At 58.5% G+C, this 15986-nt stretch carries 12 protein-coding genes and 3 tRNA genes; 9 read left to right on the top strand and 6 right to left on the bottom strand.

All coding sequences use genetic code 11. The features are described 5' to 3' along the window. Positions 1-156: 156 nt before the first annotated feature. A complete protein-coding gene (locus FGF66_RS04735; RefSeq protein ID WP_139456541.1) occupies positions 157-1263 on the bottom strand; it encodes a DUF1615 domain-containing protein in 1107 nt (368 codons plus the stop codon). Positions 1264-1498: 235 nt separating this feature from the next. Next, positions 1499-2983: an IMP dehydrogenase gene (guaB, locus tag FGF66_RS04730; protein WP_139456540.1), complete on the bottom strand. Its 1485-nt coding sequence runs from the start codon at positions 2981-2983 to the stop codon at positions 1499-1501. 179 nt (positions 2984-3162) lie between these two features. Here guaB and FGF66_RS04725 point away from each other — a divergent pair. The 3 genes from FGF66_RS04725 (at position 3163) to FGF66_RS04715 (ending at position 3516) form a co-directional block, all read left to right on the top strand. Next, positions 3163-3253 (top strand) — tRNA-Ser (locus tag FGF66_RS04725). Positions 3254-3331: 78 nt separating this feature from the next. After that, positions 3332-3414: transfer RNA gene (locus FGF66_RS04720), tRNA-Ser, on the top strand. Positions 3415-3426: 12 nt separating this feature from the next. Beyond that, a tRNA-Ser gene (locus tag FGF66_RS04715) sits at positions 3427-3516 on the top strand. A 358-nt stretch (positions 3517-3874) separates the two neighbouring features. On the opposite strand, the gene FGF66_RS04710 is transcribed toward FGF66_RS04715, so the two are convergent. The 4 genes from FGF66_RS04710 to FGF66_RS04695 all read right to left on the bottom strand — a co-directional run bounded on the left by FGF66_RS04710 (position 3875) and on the right by FGF66_RS04695 (position 8020). Next, entirely contained in the window at positions 3875-4630 is a 756-nt protein-coding gene (locus FGF66_RS04710; protein ID WP_170181215.1) for a CAP domain-containing protein, read from the bottom strand. A 315-nt stretch (positions 4631-4945) separates the two neighbouring features. After that, positions 4946-5527 carry a pentapeptide repeat-containing protein gene (locus FGF66_RS04705; RefSeq protein WP_139456538.1) on the bottom strand — a complete coding sequence of 194 codons (582 nt, stop codon included), beginning with the start codon at positions 5525-5527 and terminating at the stop codon, positions 4946-4948. Positions 5528-5545: 18 nt separating this feature from the next. Next, positions 5546-7474 carry a hybrid sensor histidine kinase/response regulator gene (locus tag FGF66_RS04700; RefSeq protein ID WP_139456537.1) on the bottom strand — a complete coding sequence of 643 codons (1929 nt, stop codon included), beginning with the start codon at positions 7472-7474 and terminating at the stop codon, positions 5546-5548. A 162-nt stretch (positions 7475-7636) separates the two neighbouring features. After that, positions 7637-8020 (bottom strand): UbiA family prenyltransferase, encoded by a 384-nt coding sequence (locus FGF66_RS04695; protein ID WP_139456536.1) that lies wholly within the window; start codon positions 8018-8020, stop codon positions 7637-7639. 78 nt (positions 8021-8098) lie between these two features. On the opposite strand from FGF66_RS04695, the gene FGF66_RS04690 reads away from it, so the two are divergent. The 6 genes from FGF66_RS04690 to FGF66_RS04665 all read left to right on the top strand — a co-directional run bounded on the left by FGF66_RS04690 (position 8099) and on the right by FGF66_RS04665 (position 15900). Then, positions 8099-8848, top strand: coding sequence for an SDR family NAD(P)-dependent oxidoreductase (locus FGF66_RS04690; protein WP_246046579.1), 750 nt, complete (start codon positions 8099-8101; stop codon positions 8846-8848). Positions 8849-9016: 168 nt separating this feature from the next. Then, complete coding sequence (locus FGF66_RS04685; protein ID WP_139456534.1) at positions 9017-9511, top strand: methylated-DNA--[protein]-cysteine S-methyltransferase; 495 nt, start codon at positions 9017-9019, stop codon at positions 9509-9511. A gap of 137 nt (positions 9512-9648) precedes the next feature. Further along, entirely contained in the window at positions 9649-10821 is a 1173-nt protein-coding gene (locus FGF66_RS04680; protein WP_139456533.1) for an efflux RND transporter periplasmic adaptor subunit, read from the top strand. Positions 10822-10833: 12 nt separating this feature from the next. Beyond that, positions 10834-14025, top strand: coding sequence for an efflux RND transporter permease subunit (locus tag FGF66_RS04675; RefSeq protein WP_139456532.1), 3192 nt, complete (start codon positions 10834-10836; stop codon positions 14023-14025). Next, positions 14022-15449, top strand: coding sequence for an efflux transporter outer membrane subunit (locus tag FGF66_RS04670; RefSeq protein WP_139456531.1), 1428 nt, complete (start codon positions 14022-14024; stop codon positions 15447-15449). The genes FGF66_RS04675 and FGF66_RS04670 overlap by 4 nt, the downstream gene beginning before the upstream one ends. After that, on the top strand, positions 15406-15900 hold the full coding sequence (locus FGF66_RS04665) for an SRPBCC domain-containing protein (RefSeq protein WP_246046578.1): 495 nt from the start codon (positions 15406-15408) through the stop codon (positions 15898-15900). Before FGF66_RS04670 ends, FGF66_RS04665 begins: the two co-directional genes overlap by 44 nt. Positions 15901-15986 lie beyond the last annotated feature (86 nt).

The raw sequence follows: 15986 nt of genomic DNA, 5'->3' as shown, positions 1-15986 counted from the left end.
GGAGAATTATGAATTATGAATGCTGAATTATGAATTGAAGAGGCGCGCGAATTGCGCCTGTAGGGGCGGACCTTTGTGTCCGCCCTGTTGTATGATTCGATCGGTCCAATCGGTCAGATCCGCCCAATCCGTCCGATCTTCGCCCCTCGCCACCCCTCAAATTCTCGTTCTCATGCAGCGGTTGTAACGCTCTTTTACGCGGTTGGCGAACCATTTCGTGCTGAGGTTCTTGCTGACGAATTTCGGGCTGTTGATCGGAATGTCGGGCAGTACGGCGTAGATCGGGCGACCGTACCGCTTTTTGTACAGTTCCGCGAGCGTTTTGTATGACCAGGTCTCCTCGAATTCGTAGCTTTTCTCCTTCGAGAAATCCTTCATGACCTGCTTTTCGTCGAATTCGATCTCTTTTTTCTTCAGGAAATTGAGGAAGGTCACGTACGTGACCGACGGGGCTGCATCGCCGTTTTCGTAGTTCATCAGGTCACCGTCCGTGTCAACCTGCCTGCGCGTCAGCCTCGCCAGCATCTTCTGGAATCCGGCATTGCGGCTGGTGTAGTGGCCCGCGTTGAAATCGGCGAAGACATACTTCCAGTCGTCGTAGTTGTGCTTGTAGTCGAGCAGGTAAGCCGTTCCGTAGAAGATGCCGCCCTTGCAGGTGTAGAGCATGTCGCGCACGTTGCCGCCACCGGCGTTCCGGGGCTTTTTCGGGTACTCTTCGGCGAACTTCACCGACACCTGCATCGAACCAGCGGTGGTAATCAGGTCGCTTGCATCCTTTTTCAGGACGAGCAGAATCGGCTTGGTGATGCTCGCCGAGGTGAATTCGTCATACCACTTCTCGAAGTCCAGTTCGCTCGAGATCGAGTCGATGTTCTCGCGGAAGCTCCTGCCGTTCGAGGCGCTCTGATCCAGTCGGGTTTCGATGAGGAGCCGCAGCACCTCGTTCGACTCGGCAGTCTCGATCTTTTTACGCAGAATGCTCGCCATTCGCGAGTTTTTCGGCGAAATCGAAAAGGCGCTGACCTGCGAAATGACGGCGCACACGGCGCTGACATGCTCCTTGTCAACAGGCTGGCCCAGCTCTTCGAGGCTCTCCTTGATGGCCCTTGCCCATATTTCCGGAGAAGGGTTGCCGGGTCTCGATGCGCGCACCAGTTTTTCGATCTGCTTTTCCGAGAGGCCGGAATCCTGGATTCCTGAACAAGCTGAGAGGAGGAGGGTGAAAATCAGGGCGGGAACAATGAAACGGATCGCTTTAAGCATGGTACGTATTGCTTGCAGAATTGGTGAGGCCTGAAAGTTGTGATTCAATCCCGATGAGGGAGCGCTGTGCTTATCCTAAAATAAGCATTTTCAGAGCAGTGTTTTATAGGGTTTGATGAACGTAGCAGGGAGAAAAAGTTTGTGTTTTAGATATGTTTGATCAGGCGGATCAGTTCGCAAAACGCTAAAACCCCGGGTTCGATCCGGGGTTTTAGCGGGTGTGGTGCGGGACTTTTTATGCAGAGGTCGAGTAGTTCGGTGCCTCCTTGGTGATCATCACGTCGTGCGGGTGGCTTTCGCGGAGGCCAGCCGAGGTGATTCGCACGAAGCGAGTGTTCTCCTTCAGCTCCGTGATGGTTCTGACGCCGCAGTAGCCCATCGAGGATTTCAGGCCGCCGATGAGCTGATAGACCACCTCGTCGAGCTTGCCCTTGGCCGGAATCCGACCCTCGATGCCTTCGGGCACGTACTTTTTCGTCTCCGCCGAAGCGTCCTGAAAGTAGCGGTCGCTGCTGCCCTCCGGCTCCGACATCGCGCCGAGCGAGCCCATGCCGCGGTACGCCTTGAAGCGGCGGCCTTCGTAGAGGATCGTCTCGCCGGGGCTTTCGTCGGTGCCTGCGAAGACGCTGCCCATCATCACCGAATCGGCGCCCGCCGCGATCGCTTTGGAAATATCGCCGCTGTATTTGATGCCGCCGTCGGCGATGACCGGCGTGCCGGTTTTCCTGGCCTCTTCGGCGCAATTCATGACGGCGGTGAGCTGCGGCATACCGACGCCCGCCACGATGCGCGTCGTGCAGATGCTGCCCGGCCCGATGCCAACCTTCACGGCGTCGGCTCCGGCCTTGACCAGATCCCTGACCGCTTCCGGCGTCGCCACGTTACCGGCGATCACCTGCAATTCCGGATATTTCTGCTTGATGGTGGCCACCATGTCGAGCACCGCCTGGCTGTGGCCGTGCGCCGTATCGACCGCCACGACGTCAACGCCCGCCGCCACCAGCGCATCGACGCGCGATATCGTGTTGGCGCGGATGCCGACCGCCGCGCCCGCCCGGAGCCGGCCCTGCGAGTCCTTGCATGCGTCCGGGCACTGCTTGCGCTTCTGGATATCCTTGAAGGTGATGAGGCCTTTGAGGTAGCCGTCGTCGTCGATGACGAGGAGCTTTTCGATCTTGTTCTGCATGAGAATCTCCTCGGCGGCCAACAGGTCGATGTCCTCTTTGGCCGTGACGAGCGTGGTCGTCATGATGGTGGTGATCTTCTTGTTGGATGACGCGGTCATGCGCAGGTCACGGTTGGTGACAATGCCCTTGAGCAACAGACACCCTTCGGCGGTCGGATGCTCTACCACCGGAATGCCCGAAATGGAGTGGCGGATCATCAGCTCAATGGCATCCTGGATGGTCGCGTCCTCGAACAGGTGGATGGGATTGCGAATGATGCCGCTTTCGAAGCGCTTGACTTTGGCGACCTGCCGGGCCTGTTCGTCTATGGAGAGATTCTTGTGGATGATGCCGATACCTCCCGCGCGAGCGAGAGCGATGGCCAGCTCGGCTTCGGTGACGGTGTCCATGGCCGCGCTTACCAGCGGGATGTTGAGTTCGATCTGCCGGGTAAGCCGCGATTTGACGACGGTCTCTTTGGGAAGTACGTTGGAATATGCGGGAACGAGCAACACGTCATCGAAGGTCAGCGCATCATAAAGAATTTTATCCATAGGGAGCAAGGTTAAGAGATTGCGGCAAAAATGAATCCGCCAATTTACGAAAGTGAGCACGGAATGACAACGACGCGAAGCATCCGGGCCGCGCTGTTGGTGATTTTTCTTTGTCCAAAAAGTTGAACGGGAGTTTTTAAAAAACGAAAACGAGTTGTACATTGCAACCCGTTACAAACGGAGAGGTCGCATAGTTGGTCTAGTGCGCTCGCCTGGAAAGCGGGTAGGGTGTAACAGCCCTCGAGGGTTCGAATCCCTCCCTCTCCGCCAGGAAAAACAGGGAAAGCGATTTTTTGCTGGCAATTTTCAGGTAAATCGCTATCTTCACATCCGTTCTTTACATACGTTGGAGGATTAGCCTAATTGGTAAGGCAGCAGTCTTGAAAACTGCCGGGTTTGCGCCCATGGGGGTTCGAGTCCCTCATCCTCCGCGCCAAAGTTCAGGAGAGGTGGCCGAGCGGCTGAAGGCACCGGTTTGCTAAACCGACGTAGTTCGATTAGAGCTACCGAGGGTTCGAATCCCTCCCTCTCCGCGACGAACAAAAAGCTTCCGGCAACACCGGGAGCTTTTTTCGTTTCAGGTGGTGCGGATCGAGAAGGGGAGGGAGTCGAACCCGAAAAGAGGGTTTGAAACCTTGACCGGCGAAGCCGGGCGAGGTTCGATGCCGCAGGCAACCCCCGCAGGGGTGAGCGGCAGCCGACAAGTCGGCTGGAGCGAATCAATCCCTCCCTCTCCGCGACGAACAAAAAGCTTCCGGCAACACCGGGAGCTTTTTTCGTTTCACGGGGTTCGGATCAGGGGAGGGCGAGGCTTGAATCTGCGTACCTCGACTTTCGCGAAGGCTCGCGTTTTTTCGATGTACGCGGTCGAGGATGATGCGGGCGCGAGCGCTATGGTTTGTTTGTCTTGTATCCGGCGGCGAAATCCGTGACGCACATGTATTTGTATCGCCGGTGCGAACCAATGGAAACGCCGACGCGATTCAGCTCCCGGTCAAGCAGGGTTACCCTGTGCCCACGGTCTGGTACGCCGTCATCGATGAGCAGAAAGGCGATGATGTCTTTCGGTTTCCTGAAGCCGTAAGAGATGTTTTCCGCAATCAGTCTGTTCCATTCTCCATAACGTCCGATCCGCTCAGGCATCCTCGTGCCGCCGCTGCCTACATGACCGGTGCGTTTCGTCGTTCCTTGGTCTTGCGTCATTTCGCGGGCGGCCAGCGTCAGTCCTTCGCATGGAAAGACCGTTGGCAACGGCTTGGCGTTTTCCAGATCGCGGATACATTCGTCAAGCGCGGCGACTCCTTCGTGGGTCTGTATGGCAACCGGACTTCTGTCGGGATGAAAGAAGAGTTTTCCGTGGTAATAGATTCTGAGCGGCGCGAGGCGAAGACGGGCGTATTCTGCCGGATCCCTTCTCAACAGATTGATTTCCGCGATAACCTCCAGTTCGCTCGGAGTCATGTAGCTCGCATGTCCGGCGCGCTCTTCAGGCGTAACGTCGTCATCGGCGCATTGCATCTGCACATTCCGCTCTCCGGCGCTCCAGGTATGCATCGCGCCGGGCAAATCAGCGTCGCTGCTCCGCCACGCGACAAAGGCCTGCAAGAGCACGACAAGTATCAATGTTGCTTTACGATAACCAGCCATAGTGACGATAGAGTAAAACCATACGCTCGGAAATCCGCAATGATTCTGTGCATCGAGAGAGCTGTTCAGTCAGGTTCCTGAAAACCCGGACACTGTTTTTCCTCATGCGGTTGATTGAACAACCAGATGGATATTCTTGTCGATGATTGTTCATGGTACAGGGAATCAGGGGCGTTCTCTGTTATGAGCTTTTTTGTCGCTGTAAAAACAGAAAAAAATCGGTAAAGATTTTCTGGTTGAAATATATAAAAAGGGTTCTTGAATTTTAACTCTCAGAATGACAACCTCTGTATTTGCAAGCCCGCACTCAGCCGGTCACTCGATCTCGATGCCGTAGCCGTCGAGCAGGCCGGGCAGGCCATGCAGCGAAAACTTCGCTTTTCGCAGGCGGTTCGATTCGGGCGGGATCGAGAAGTTGAAGGCGGTGCGGAAATCGGCCTTTTCGAGATTGGCGTGAAAGAAGATCGCGAGCCGGAGGTCGCAGTCGTCAAAGAGCGCGCCGACGAGGTTCGCGTCGGTGAAATCGGCCTCCTGCAAGTCACAGCCGGAGAAGCGTGTGTTCTTCAGATCGAGGCCGACAAAAACAGCCAGCCTCATCATGCAGCGCTCGAAGCTCATCTCCAGCAGCAGCTTCCGGCACTCGCCGAACTGCACACCGAGCAGCTTGCAGTCGGAGAAGCGCACCTCCTGAAGCGACGCTCCGGCAAGCCTGGCCATGCTCAGGTCGCACTGCTCGAAGGCGCACTCCCGGAACACGAGGCCCGAAAAACCGGCCTGCGCGAAGTTGCACTGCACGAAGCGGCATCCTTCGTACACGCCCGCGCTTGTGTCGAAGTCGCCGGAAGCGATCCGCTCGAACACCTTGCCGGTTACCGGCTCCATCGATTTTTTCTTCATGGCGCGAGCTGTGCGGAATTACTTCGGCTGCATGACCTGGCGAACCATGTTCATGAAGTCGGGAATGGTGAACGGTTTACTGATAAAATTAACGGGTTTTGCCGTTTTTCCGTTACTGCCGGTATTCTCGAAAGCGAACCCGGACATGAACAGCAATTGCAGCTCCGGAAAGCGGGCCTGCAACTGTTTGCTCAGTTCGATGCCATTCATCCGAGGAAGCACGATATCGGTCGCCAGAAGATCGATCTTCTCTTTGCGCGTCCCGGCGATGAGCAGGGCGCTTTCGGCATCGAGCGCTTCGATGACCCTGTAACCCTTGTCTTCGAGCGCCAGCTTGAGAATATCGAGAATGTTTGGCTCGTCTTCGACCAGCAGCACCGTTTTTTTTTGGGGCTTGAGGCTTTGCATGGCGGCCTTGATCAGGGCGTCCACATCGCCTTCCTGATGCTTCGGGAGAAAGATGGTGAATGTCGCGCCCTTGCCCGCCGCGCTCTGGCAGTCGATGTAGCCGTTGTTTTGCCTGACGATGCCATAGACCGTCGAAAGGCCGAGTCCGGTGCCTTTTCCTACCGGCTTGGTCGTGAAGAACGGCTCGAAAATATGGGGCATCACCGCGCAGTCGATGCCGCTTCCGGTGTCGGTCACCGAAAGTACAGCGTAATCGCCGGGACTCTGGCAGGGGTGCCCGTTGGCGCAATCCTTCTTTTCGACATGCGCCGTGGCCGTCGAAATGGTTATGGTTCCGGTTCCTGCTTCTTCAATCGCGTCCTTGGCGTTGACGCAGAGATTGGTTAATAACTGATCGAGCTGGGTCGGATCGATGAAAATGTCCGGCACATGCTCACCCGGCATCCAGACGCACTCGATCTGTTCGCTGATAAGGGGCCTGAGCATCGGAATGAGATTTTCCATTTCCTGATTCAGGGAGGTCGCTTTCGGAAGACGCATCTGTTTGCGGGCGAACCCCAGAAGCTGACGGGTCAGTTGAGCTGAACGCACAGCCGATTGATGGGCATCCCGGAGGTTTTTGGCCACAGAAAGCGACGGCTCGATTTTGGCGAGCGCCAGTTCGATATTGCCGATAATGGCGGTCAGCGCGTTGTTGAAGTCATGGGCGATTCCGCCGGCGAGCTGGCCGACCATCTCCATTTTCTGAAGGTGCTGAAGCTGCGTCTGCAACTCTTCAAGCTCGAGGGCGGCAAGTTTTTTCTCCGTGACATCGAGAATGATTCCTACAATATGCCGGGACTCGCCCTGTTTGACGAAGCGGAAGGTGCCAATCAGATTGATCCACCGGACTTCTCCATCCACTCGTCGAATACGGAACTCCTGATTGAGATCCGAGCGGTTCGCCATTGAACTTTCGTAAATCCCCATCACCGTCGGCAGATCATCGGGGTGAATATGACCCAGAAACCGTTCAAACTTCCAGTTTGGCACGAGCGAATCATAGCCGAAAATGCGATCATGCTCCACCGTTCTCAGAAGAATATCATTGTCAACATCGAACGACCAGACGCTGACATGGCTGCTTTCAAGTGCGAAATCCATCTTTGCCCGGAACTCCTTCATTTCCGCTTCGGTCGTTGATTGCTCGGTAACGTTTTGCACCAATACCAGCAGTTTTTCGATTTTGCCGTCGGCATCAGAAACCGGATAGATCGAGCTTCTCCATCTCTGGCCATCCATCGGCTCATCGATGGCCAGAGGCTTGCCGGTTCGAAGCACCTCTTCGGTTTTGTTCTTCCGGTTGGCGATGACTTCAGGCGGCGCGTTGATTTCGGCAAGCAGCTCGAAGACATTACGTCCGATGATATTTTCAGAAATGCTCTCGAATCTCGAAGAGAAGACGTGGTTGGCTGCGAGGATGGCGCCGTCCTGGGCCATGACAAAGATCGGTTCGGGAAAGTCTTTGAACAGATCGAAATCCAGATATTTGAATAGCATAGGGGTATCAATTTTGGGGTGATCCCTCAGAATATACTGTGACTGCTATATGATAAGTGGTCTATTTTTAAGAGTACCTTAATATGTTGAATATTCAAAATATTAGAAGAGGTAGAGGAGGGTTTTCGTTCAACGTGACCAGCCAGTGCTGTTTTCTTGTTGTTACCCGTCTTTCTCGAAATCGAACAGCTCTCCGGTCGATGGTTTCGCTTTTTTCGGACTCCGCATAAATTCGGGAACAGCGGAGAGTACGCCCGCGCCGAAGCAGTCGCCCTCGACCTCGAGCGCCTCGCGCTTTGTCACCACCTCGGCAGGCAGCGGGCGCGACGGCGCGTTGATGCGGTCGGTCTCGATGTCGAACAGGTCATTCAGCGCCAGCACCGCCGCCGCGATGCTGAAAACACTGAGAAATCCGAAAATTCCCATGCGCAATGTCGGCCAACCACCAAGCGCCAGCACCTCGGCCAGCACCACGCAAGCCCCCGCCGCGAACGACAGTTCAAACCGGAGGAGCCGAAACAGCCCGCGAAGTTTTGAATTATTCATTGGTTAACGGATGAAAGACCATAGCCCGTCAATGTTCTGTTCGATATATTTCAATGGTACAACGAAATCTCAAAAATCATGGATATGAAAAACAAAGTCGCATTGGTAACGGGCGCGAGCCGGGGGATTGGGCGGGCTACGGCGACGCTGCTTGCCGCCGAGGGGGCGGCGGTGGCGGTCAATTACTTCCAGAGCGAAAGCGCGGCTCGCGCCCTCGTCGATGAGATCACGCAGGCTGGCGGCAGGGCGATGGCCGTTCGGGCGGACGTTCGCGACGAAGCGCAGGTGCGGGCGATGGTCGCGGAGGTCGAAGAGCGCCTCGGCCCGGTCGATCTACTCGTCGGCAACGCCGCGATCGGTTTCCCGGCCAAGCCATTCACGCAATTTGCCTGGGACGAGTTCGAGGCCAAGCTTACCGGCGAGCTGAAGTCGATCTTTTTCTGCTGCCAGGCTGTGTTGCCGCGCATGATCGAGCGGAAATCGGGCAGCATCATCGCCATTTCGAGCACCCTGTCGCGCCACTCCTCGCCGGGATTTATCGTCCATTCCACCGCGAAATCGGGCCTCGACGCTTTCGTCCGCTCACTCGCCGAAGAGGTTGGCCCCTTCGGCATTCGCGTCAACGTGGTCGCCCCCGGCCTGACGCTCACCGACGCCACGGCCTGGCTGCCGGAAGAGCAGAAAGCGATGATCGGCGAGATGGCCCCGCTCAGGCGCGTCGCCCTCCCGGAAGACATCGCCGGAGTGGTGCTCGCCGTCGCCTCCAGCCACAGCCGTTTCGTGACCGGCTGCTACATCCCGGTCTCTGGCGGGTTGCTGATGCTTTGAGGGGCGCGGGGTATCAACGGAACTGGTTGATTCAGTAAGCGATTGAGATTTGTATCAACAGTGACTTGTCGAAATACTGGCCGAGAAAGCTTGATAAAAAAGTGCGCGTTGCCTGCACGATAGTTCCATAATCTCTGTTCTGTTCCATTTTTTTGAGATAACCCATCCATGTTTGAGTCCATACTATCCAATTACAGCTCGTTTTCCTGCCGCCGGACGCCTGTCGGGCTGATCGGCATCAGGGCGCACGGGGGAGCGCTTACTCAACTTTTGTTCATGCACGACGAACCGGCCACGGCCGTCAGTGCTCCCGGTTCGCCGCTTCTCGACGAGGCGTTCGGGCAGCTCGATGCGTGGTTTGCGGGGCGGTTGCGGGAGTTTTCGCTGCCGCTGGTCGAGCCACGATCTGCATTCGAGCGGCGGGTTCGGCAGGCGATGCTCCGCATTCCGTATGGCGCGACGGCGTCGTATGGCGAGCTGGCGGCGGCGATCGGCTCGCTGGGCGCGGCGCGGGCCGTGGGGACGGCGTGCGCGCGGAATCCGCTGCCGATCATCGTGCCGTGCCATCGGGTCGTTGCGGTCGGAGGGCGGATTGGCGGGTACCGGGGCGGTACGGAAATGAAACGGCGGCTGCTCGATTTCGAGTGCGGGAATTGCCGGTAAGTGACGTCAAATTCATGATTTTGCAAGGAAGAAACATCTTCGTGGTTTTTTTACGAGTGTTCATTCATCTTGTGATTTTTCGTTATATAGATTCAACAGTTACCGTTGAAAAGCATTTTTCAGTCATTCAAAACTCCATGAACACGATACCCGCTCTTCGCAACCCTTTCTCCCGGCTGGTCGTTGGCGCGCTTCTCGGTTCGTTTTTGCTTCTGCCGGGTTGCGGCAAGAAGCAGGACGAGCAAAAGCAGATGACTCCCGCCCTGCCCGTGATGAAGGTTCAACTCTCCCCGGCTTCTGTTTCCAGCGACTACTCCGTTCGGCTCGAAGGTTTGGCCGACGCGGAGATCCGTCCGCAGGTGGATGGAATGCTTCAGGCCATTCTGGTCAAGGAGGGCGACCTGGTCAAAAAGGGGCAGCCGCTCTTCAGGATCGATGACTCGATGTACCGCGAGCAGTACAACACGGCGCTGGCCGCCCAGCGCGCCGCCGAGGCGCAGGCTGCCGTGGCGAAGGTGAATGCCGAGAAGCTGGTTCCGCTGGTCGAGAACAAGGTGATCGCGCCGGTGCAGCTCACGACGGCCAAGGCGCAGGCGGCTGCGGCCCGTGCGCAGGCGGCGCAGGCGGCGGCTTCGGCCCGGTCGGCGGCGATCGATCTCGGTTATGCGACGATCAAGGCCCCGGTGGCCGGTTATATCGGACGCATCCCGTTTCGCCAGGGCAATCTGCTCACCAGAAATCAGGCCGCCGCGCTGACCACGCTCTCGGACGTGAAGCGCATGTACGCGGTTTTCAGCCTCAGCGAAGCCGGTTTCGCGACCTTCAAACAACTCTATCCCGGCCAGACGCTGCAACAGAAAATCGATGCCGTGCCGCCGGTCAGGTTGACCCTTTCGGATGGCGCGGTCTATCAGCATGAGGGCAAGCTCGAATCGATCAGCGGCGACTTCGACGCTTTGACCGGCTCGATCGGCCTGCGGGTTGCTTTTCCCAATCCCGAAGGTTTTCTGCGCAGCGGCAACTCCGGCACGGTGAGTCTTTTCTCGAAGTATGACAAGGTGATTGTTGTGCCGCAGGCGGCCACGGTCGAGCTTCAGGACAAGGTGATGGTCACGCTCCTGACGGCGGGCAACAAGGTGATGAAGCAGGTGATCACTGTTGCGGGCCGGAGCGGCCAGAACTACATCGTCAGCGACGGCCTCAAGGCGGGCGACGTGATCGTGACCGCCGGTATCGAAAAGTTGCAGGACGGCATGGTTATCAAGCCGATGCCCGCCGCGCCGCCGACACAGACTCCGAACGTTCGTTAAACCGCAGGGCATATGTTTGAACGATTTATCTCCCGCCCTGTTCTGGCGACGGTCATTTCGGTTATTCTCGTGATTCTCGGACTGGTCAGCATGAGCCAGCTTTCGATTACCCGTTTCCCTGATATCGCCCCGCCGAGCGTTTCGGTGACGGCTAACTATCCCGGAGCGAACGCTGAAACCGTGGGCCGCACGGTGGCTCCGCCGCTCGAAGAGGCGATCAATGGCGTCGAGAACATGACCTACATGACCTCCACGTCGAGCAACGACGGCTCGCTGTCGATCAACGTCTTCTTCAAGCAGGGCACCAACGCCGACCAGGCGGCGGTGAACGTGCAGAACCGCGTGGCGCAGGCCACCAGCCGGTTGCCCACCGAGGTGAACCAGATCGGCGTTTCGACCATCAAGCGCCAGAACAGCCAGATCATGCTCATCAACCTGTCGAGCAACGTCAAGGCGTTCGATGCGACATTCTTGCAAAACTACGCCAAGATCAATATTGTCGATGCGCTTTCCAGAGTGCCGGGGGTCGGCCAAGTAGCGGTTTACGGCAAGATGGATTACGCCATGCGCGTCTGGCTGCGCCCTGGGCAGATGGCGGCGTACGGACTGTCGCCGCAGGAGGTGTCGGCGGCGATCCAGAGCCAGAACCTCGAAGCCGCGCCGGGATCGTTCGGCGAAATGAGCGGCGAGCCGATGCAGTACGTCATGAAGTACCGCGGCAAGTTCGAGACGCCGGAGGAGTACGAGAACATCGTCATCCGCGCCAACGCCGACGGCTCGCTGCTTCGGCTCAAGGACATCGCACGCGTCGAGTTCGGCGCGTACAGCTACACGGTCAACGCCAAGGCCAACGGCAAGCCGGGCGTGGTGATGGCGGTCTATCAGGCGCCCGGATCCAACGCCAACGAGGTCGAGACGCAGCTTCGCGAGGTGCTCGAAAAAGCGTCGCGCAACTTCCCGACCGGCATCGAGTATTCGATTCCCTTCAGCTCCAAGAAAGTGGTGGATGAATCGATCGAGCAGGTGCAGCACACGCTCATCGAGGCGTTCTTGCTGGTGTTCCTCGTGGTGTTCCTCTTTTTGCAGGACTTCCGCTCGACGCTCATTCCGGCAATCGCCGTGCCGGTGGCGATTATCGGCACTTTCTTCTTCATGAATCTTTTCGGCTTTTCGATCAACGTGCTGACGCTCTTCGGGCTGGTGCTGGCTATCGGCATCGTCGTTGACGACGCCATCGTGGTGGTCGAGGCGGTGCACGCCAAGATCGAAGAGAAGCACTACCCGGCCAAAATCGCTACCGTGGCGGCCATGCGCGAAATCACCACGGCCATCGTGACCATCACGCTGGTCATGGCTTCGGTGTTTTTGCCGGTGGGATTTCTCGAAGGCTCGACCGGCGTGTTCTACCGCCAGTTCGCCTTCACGCTCGCCATCGCGATTCTGATCTCCGCGGTCAACGCGCTGACCCTCAGCCCGGCGCTCTGCGCGATTTTCCTGACTGACCTGCACAAGCACTCCAAGGAAAAGCACTCGCGCTTTGGCGGTATCGGCGGGCGGTTCGTCAAGGGCTTCAACGCCGGATTCGACGCGGTTCGCCAGCGCTACAGCGGTATTCTCGACTACTTCATGCGTCACCGGATGGTGGCGTTCATCGGTTTGGCGCTGGTTGCCGCCGTGTCGATCTGGATGTTCAGAACCACGCCGACCGGCTTCATTCCCGACGAGGACAACGGCTTCGTGATCGTCTCGGTCTCCACGCCGCCCGGCGCGTCGATGGCTCGTACGCAAGAGGTGATGGATCGCGCGGACAAGGTTCTGCGCACCATTCCCGCCATCAAAAAGGTGATCTCCGTGACCGGTATCAACATTCTCACCCGCAGCTCATCGCCCTCGGCGGGCCTGATGTTCATGCAGCTCAACGATCTGGAGGAGCGCGGCAAGGTGCGCGACATCAAGGCGATTCTGGCGGAGGTCAACCAGAAACTCGCGCCGATCAAGGATGCCAACTTCTTCGCGCTCTCCATGCCGACCGTGCCCGGCTTCGGAACGGTGAGCGGCCTCGAAATGGTGTTGCAAGACCGCAGCGGCGGCGACCTGCACAAGTTCGAGGATGTGGCGAAGGGCTTTATCGGCGCCCTGATGCAGCGGCCCGAAATCGCCGTGGCTTTCACCACCTTCAAGGCTACCTATCCGCAGTACGAGCTTGAGGTGGACAACGTCAAGGCCGCCGATCTCGGCGTGAACGTCAAGGAGCTGATGACGGTTCTCCAGGCCTATTACGGCAGCCAGCAGGCCTCGGACTTCAACCGCTTCGGCAAGTATTTCCGCGTGGTCTTGCAGGCCGAGCCGAGCGACCGCCGGACGCCCGATTCGCTCAACGGCATCTTCGTCAAGAGCACGAGCGGCCAGATGGTACCGGTCAGCGCGGTCATCACGCTCAAGCGAGTCTATGGGCCGGACGCGGTCGATCACTTCAACCTCTTCAACGCCATCTCGATAAACGCAATGCCCGCTCCCGGCTACAGCACGGGTCAGGCGATCCAGGCGGTGGACGAGGTGTCGCGCACAAGCCTTCCGGTGGGCTTCACCTACGACTGGAAAGGCCAGAGCCGCGAGGAGATCGAGTCCTCCGGCGGCCTGTTCTTCATCTTCCTGCTCTCGGTGGTGTTCGTCTATTTCCTCCTCTCGGCGCTCTACGAAAGCTACCTCTTGCCGCTCGCAGTGATGTTCTCGATTCCGACCGGGTTGCTCGGCGTCTTCCTGGGCATCAAGCTGGCGGGGATCGAGAACAATATTTACGTGCAGGTGGCGATCATCATGCTGATCGGTCTCTTGGCGAAGAACGCGATTCTGATCGTGGAGTTCGCGCTCCAGCGGCGCGTGGCGGGGATGTCGCTCGTCGAGGCGGCGATGGCGGGGGCGAAGGCGAGGTTGCGCCCGATTCTGATGACTTCGCTCGCCTTCGTGGCGGGGCTGTTGCCGCTGCTCTTCGTGACCGGCCCGGCGGCGATGGGCAACCACTCCATCGGCGCGTCGGCCATCGGCGGCATGTTCGTCGGCATGGTGCTCGGCATCCTCGTGGTGCCGGTGCTCTTCGTCGCCTTCCAGGGGTTGCAGGAGCGTTTCACCGGCTCTGCGGCGGAGATTGTCGAAGCCGGAACCTTGCTCGAAGAGCAGTTGAAGAAGGAGGGGTCGCACGAATGAAAAACCACGATCAAGGCATGAAACTCGCGTTGCAACTGTCGTCGATTACGCTTTTCGCCACCATCGGCCTGTCGGCGTGCAGCCCGGTGAAGGAGTATCGCCGTCCCGATCCGCAACTCCCCGCAGCGTATCCGGGGCAGGCGGAGGCGGGCAAGGAGATGGCCGCCGTGCCCTACCGCAAGTTCTTCGTCGATCCCGATCTGCTCGAACTTATCGACAGCGCCGTCGAGAACAACCACGACCTCTCGATCGCGATGAAGAACATCGACTACGCGGGCAAGTCGCTCGACGTGGCGAAGTTGTGGTTCCTGCCAGCGGTGGATTTCAGCGCGACGGAGAGCTATTCGCGGGCGTCGGAAAACAGCTCGGCAGCCTCGAAAGGGCAGGAGCGCACCAGCCGGAACTACACGGCGCAACTGAACGTGTCGTGGGAGGCGGACATCTGGGCGAAGCTGCGCAACGCCAAAAAAGCTGCCGTCGCCGAGTATCTGCGCAGCGCCGACGCGGCTCGCGCCGTGCGCACGACGCTCGTCTCCGACGTCGCGCAGGGGTACTGGAATCTCAAGATGCTCGACGCACAGATCGAGATCGCCCACCGCAACATCGCGCTCGCCGACACGACGCTCTCGATGATGCGCTTGCAGTTCGACGCGGGCAACGTCACGAGCCTCGCCGTCGATCAGCAGAATGCGCAACTGCTCTCCGCCAGGCTCACGCTGCCGAAGCTCGAAGCGTCGCGCACGGCGCAGGAGAACGCGCTCTCGATCCTCGCCGGACGGATGCCCGGTACACCAGTCAAGCGCAGCCAGGGTTACAAGCCCTTCGCGATGCCCGATTCGCTCGGCGCGGGCGTACCACTCGCGCTGCTCCGCAATCGCCCCGACGTTCGCGCTGCCGAGGAGTCGCTCATGGAGGCTCATGCGCTCACCGGCGTCAAAAAGGCGCTGATGTATCCGTCACTCTCCGTCACGGCGCAGGGCGGGCTGAACGCCATCGAGTCGAGCAAGTGGTTCTCGACGCCCGGCTCGCTGTTCGACGCGCTTCAGGGTTCGCTCACGCAGCCGATTTTCCGGCACGGCCAGCTCAAGGCGCAGTACGAGCAGTCGAAAATCCGCCGCGACCAGGCCGAGCTGACCTTCCGCAAAACGCTGCTGGTCGCCGTGGGCGAGGTCTCCAACGCGCTCACGCAGGTCGATAAAACCGGCGAAGAGGAGACGTTTGCCGAGGCCCGCGTGGCGGCGCTGCGCAAGGCCGCGAGTAATTCGCGCCTGCTCTTCCAGAGCGGCATGGCAACCTACCTCGAAGTGATTGCCGCCGACAGCTCGCTGCTCCAGTCGGAACTCGAACTGGCCGACGTGCAGCGCAGCCGCCTTTCGGCGATTGCCGACCTGTATCGCGCGGTCGGCGGCGGCTGGCGCGAGTGAACGGGGCGGGGGAGGCCCGATGAAGAGCGTCGCGACAGAACTCGTCATCGACGCGCCGCCTGAGCGGGTCTGGGCGGCGCTCGCCGACTTCGGCAGCTACGGCGCATGGAACCCGTGCTTGCGCAGGATCGACGGAGAGGCGGGGCCGGGCCAGAGCCTTCGCATCGCCATCCGGTTTGGATTCTTGCCGCCGATCCTGTTCAGGGCGCGGATCGACCGTTTCCGTCGAAACGAACTTCTCGGCTGGCGAGCTGTATTTCTTTTCGGACTTCTGGAGGGACGGCACTGGTTCGAGCTGCATCCGCTCGACGCCGGAAAGACGCGATTCGTTCACGCCGAAACCTTCAGCGGCGTTCTCGCATCCCTGTTTATCGCGTTGTTTTCAGGAGTTATCCGCACAAGTTACGAAGCGGCGAACTTCGCGCTGAAAGCCATTGTTGAGCAAAAGTAACTTGCCGCGCTTGCAATCGATGCTCTATTTTGTGTTATATTTTACTCCAGAAGCAAGTCTGTGATTTATAGCCAATAGCTGCTCAC

This window comes from Chlorobaculum thiosulfatiphilum, assembly GCF_006265165.1.
Taxonomy (GTDB): domain Bacteria; phylum Bacteroidota; class Chlorobiia; order Chlorobiales; family Chlorobiaceae; genus Chlorobaculum; species Chlorobaculum thiosulfatiphilum.
Note: the sequence above shows the minus strand (reverse complement) of the source record. Positions and strands in the feature narration are given on the sequence as shown.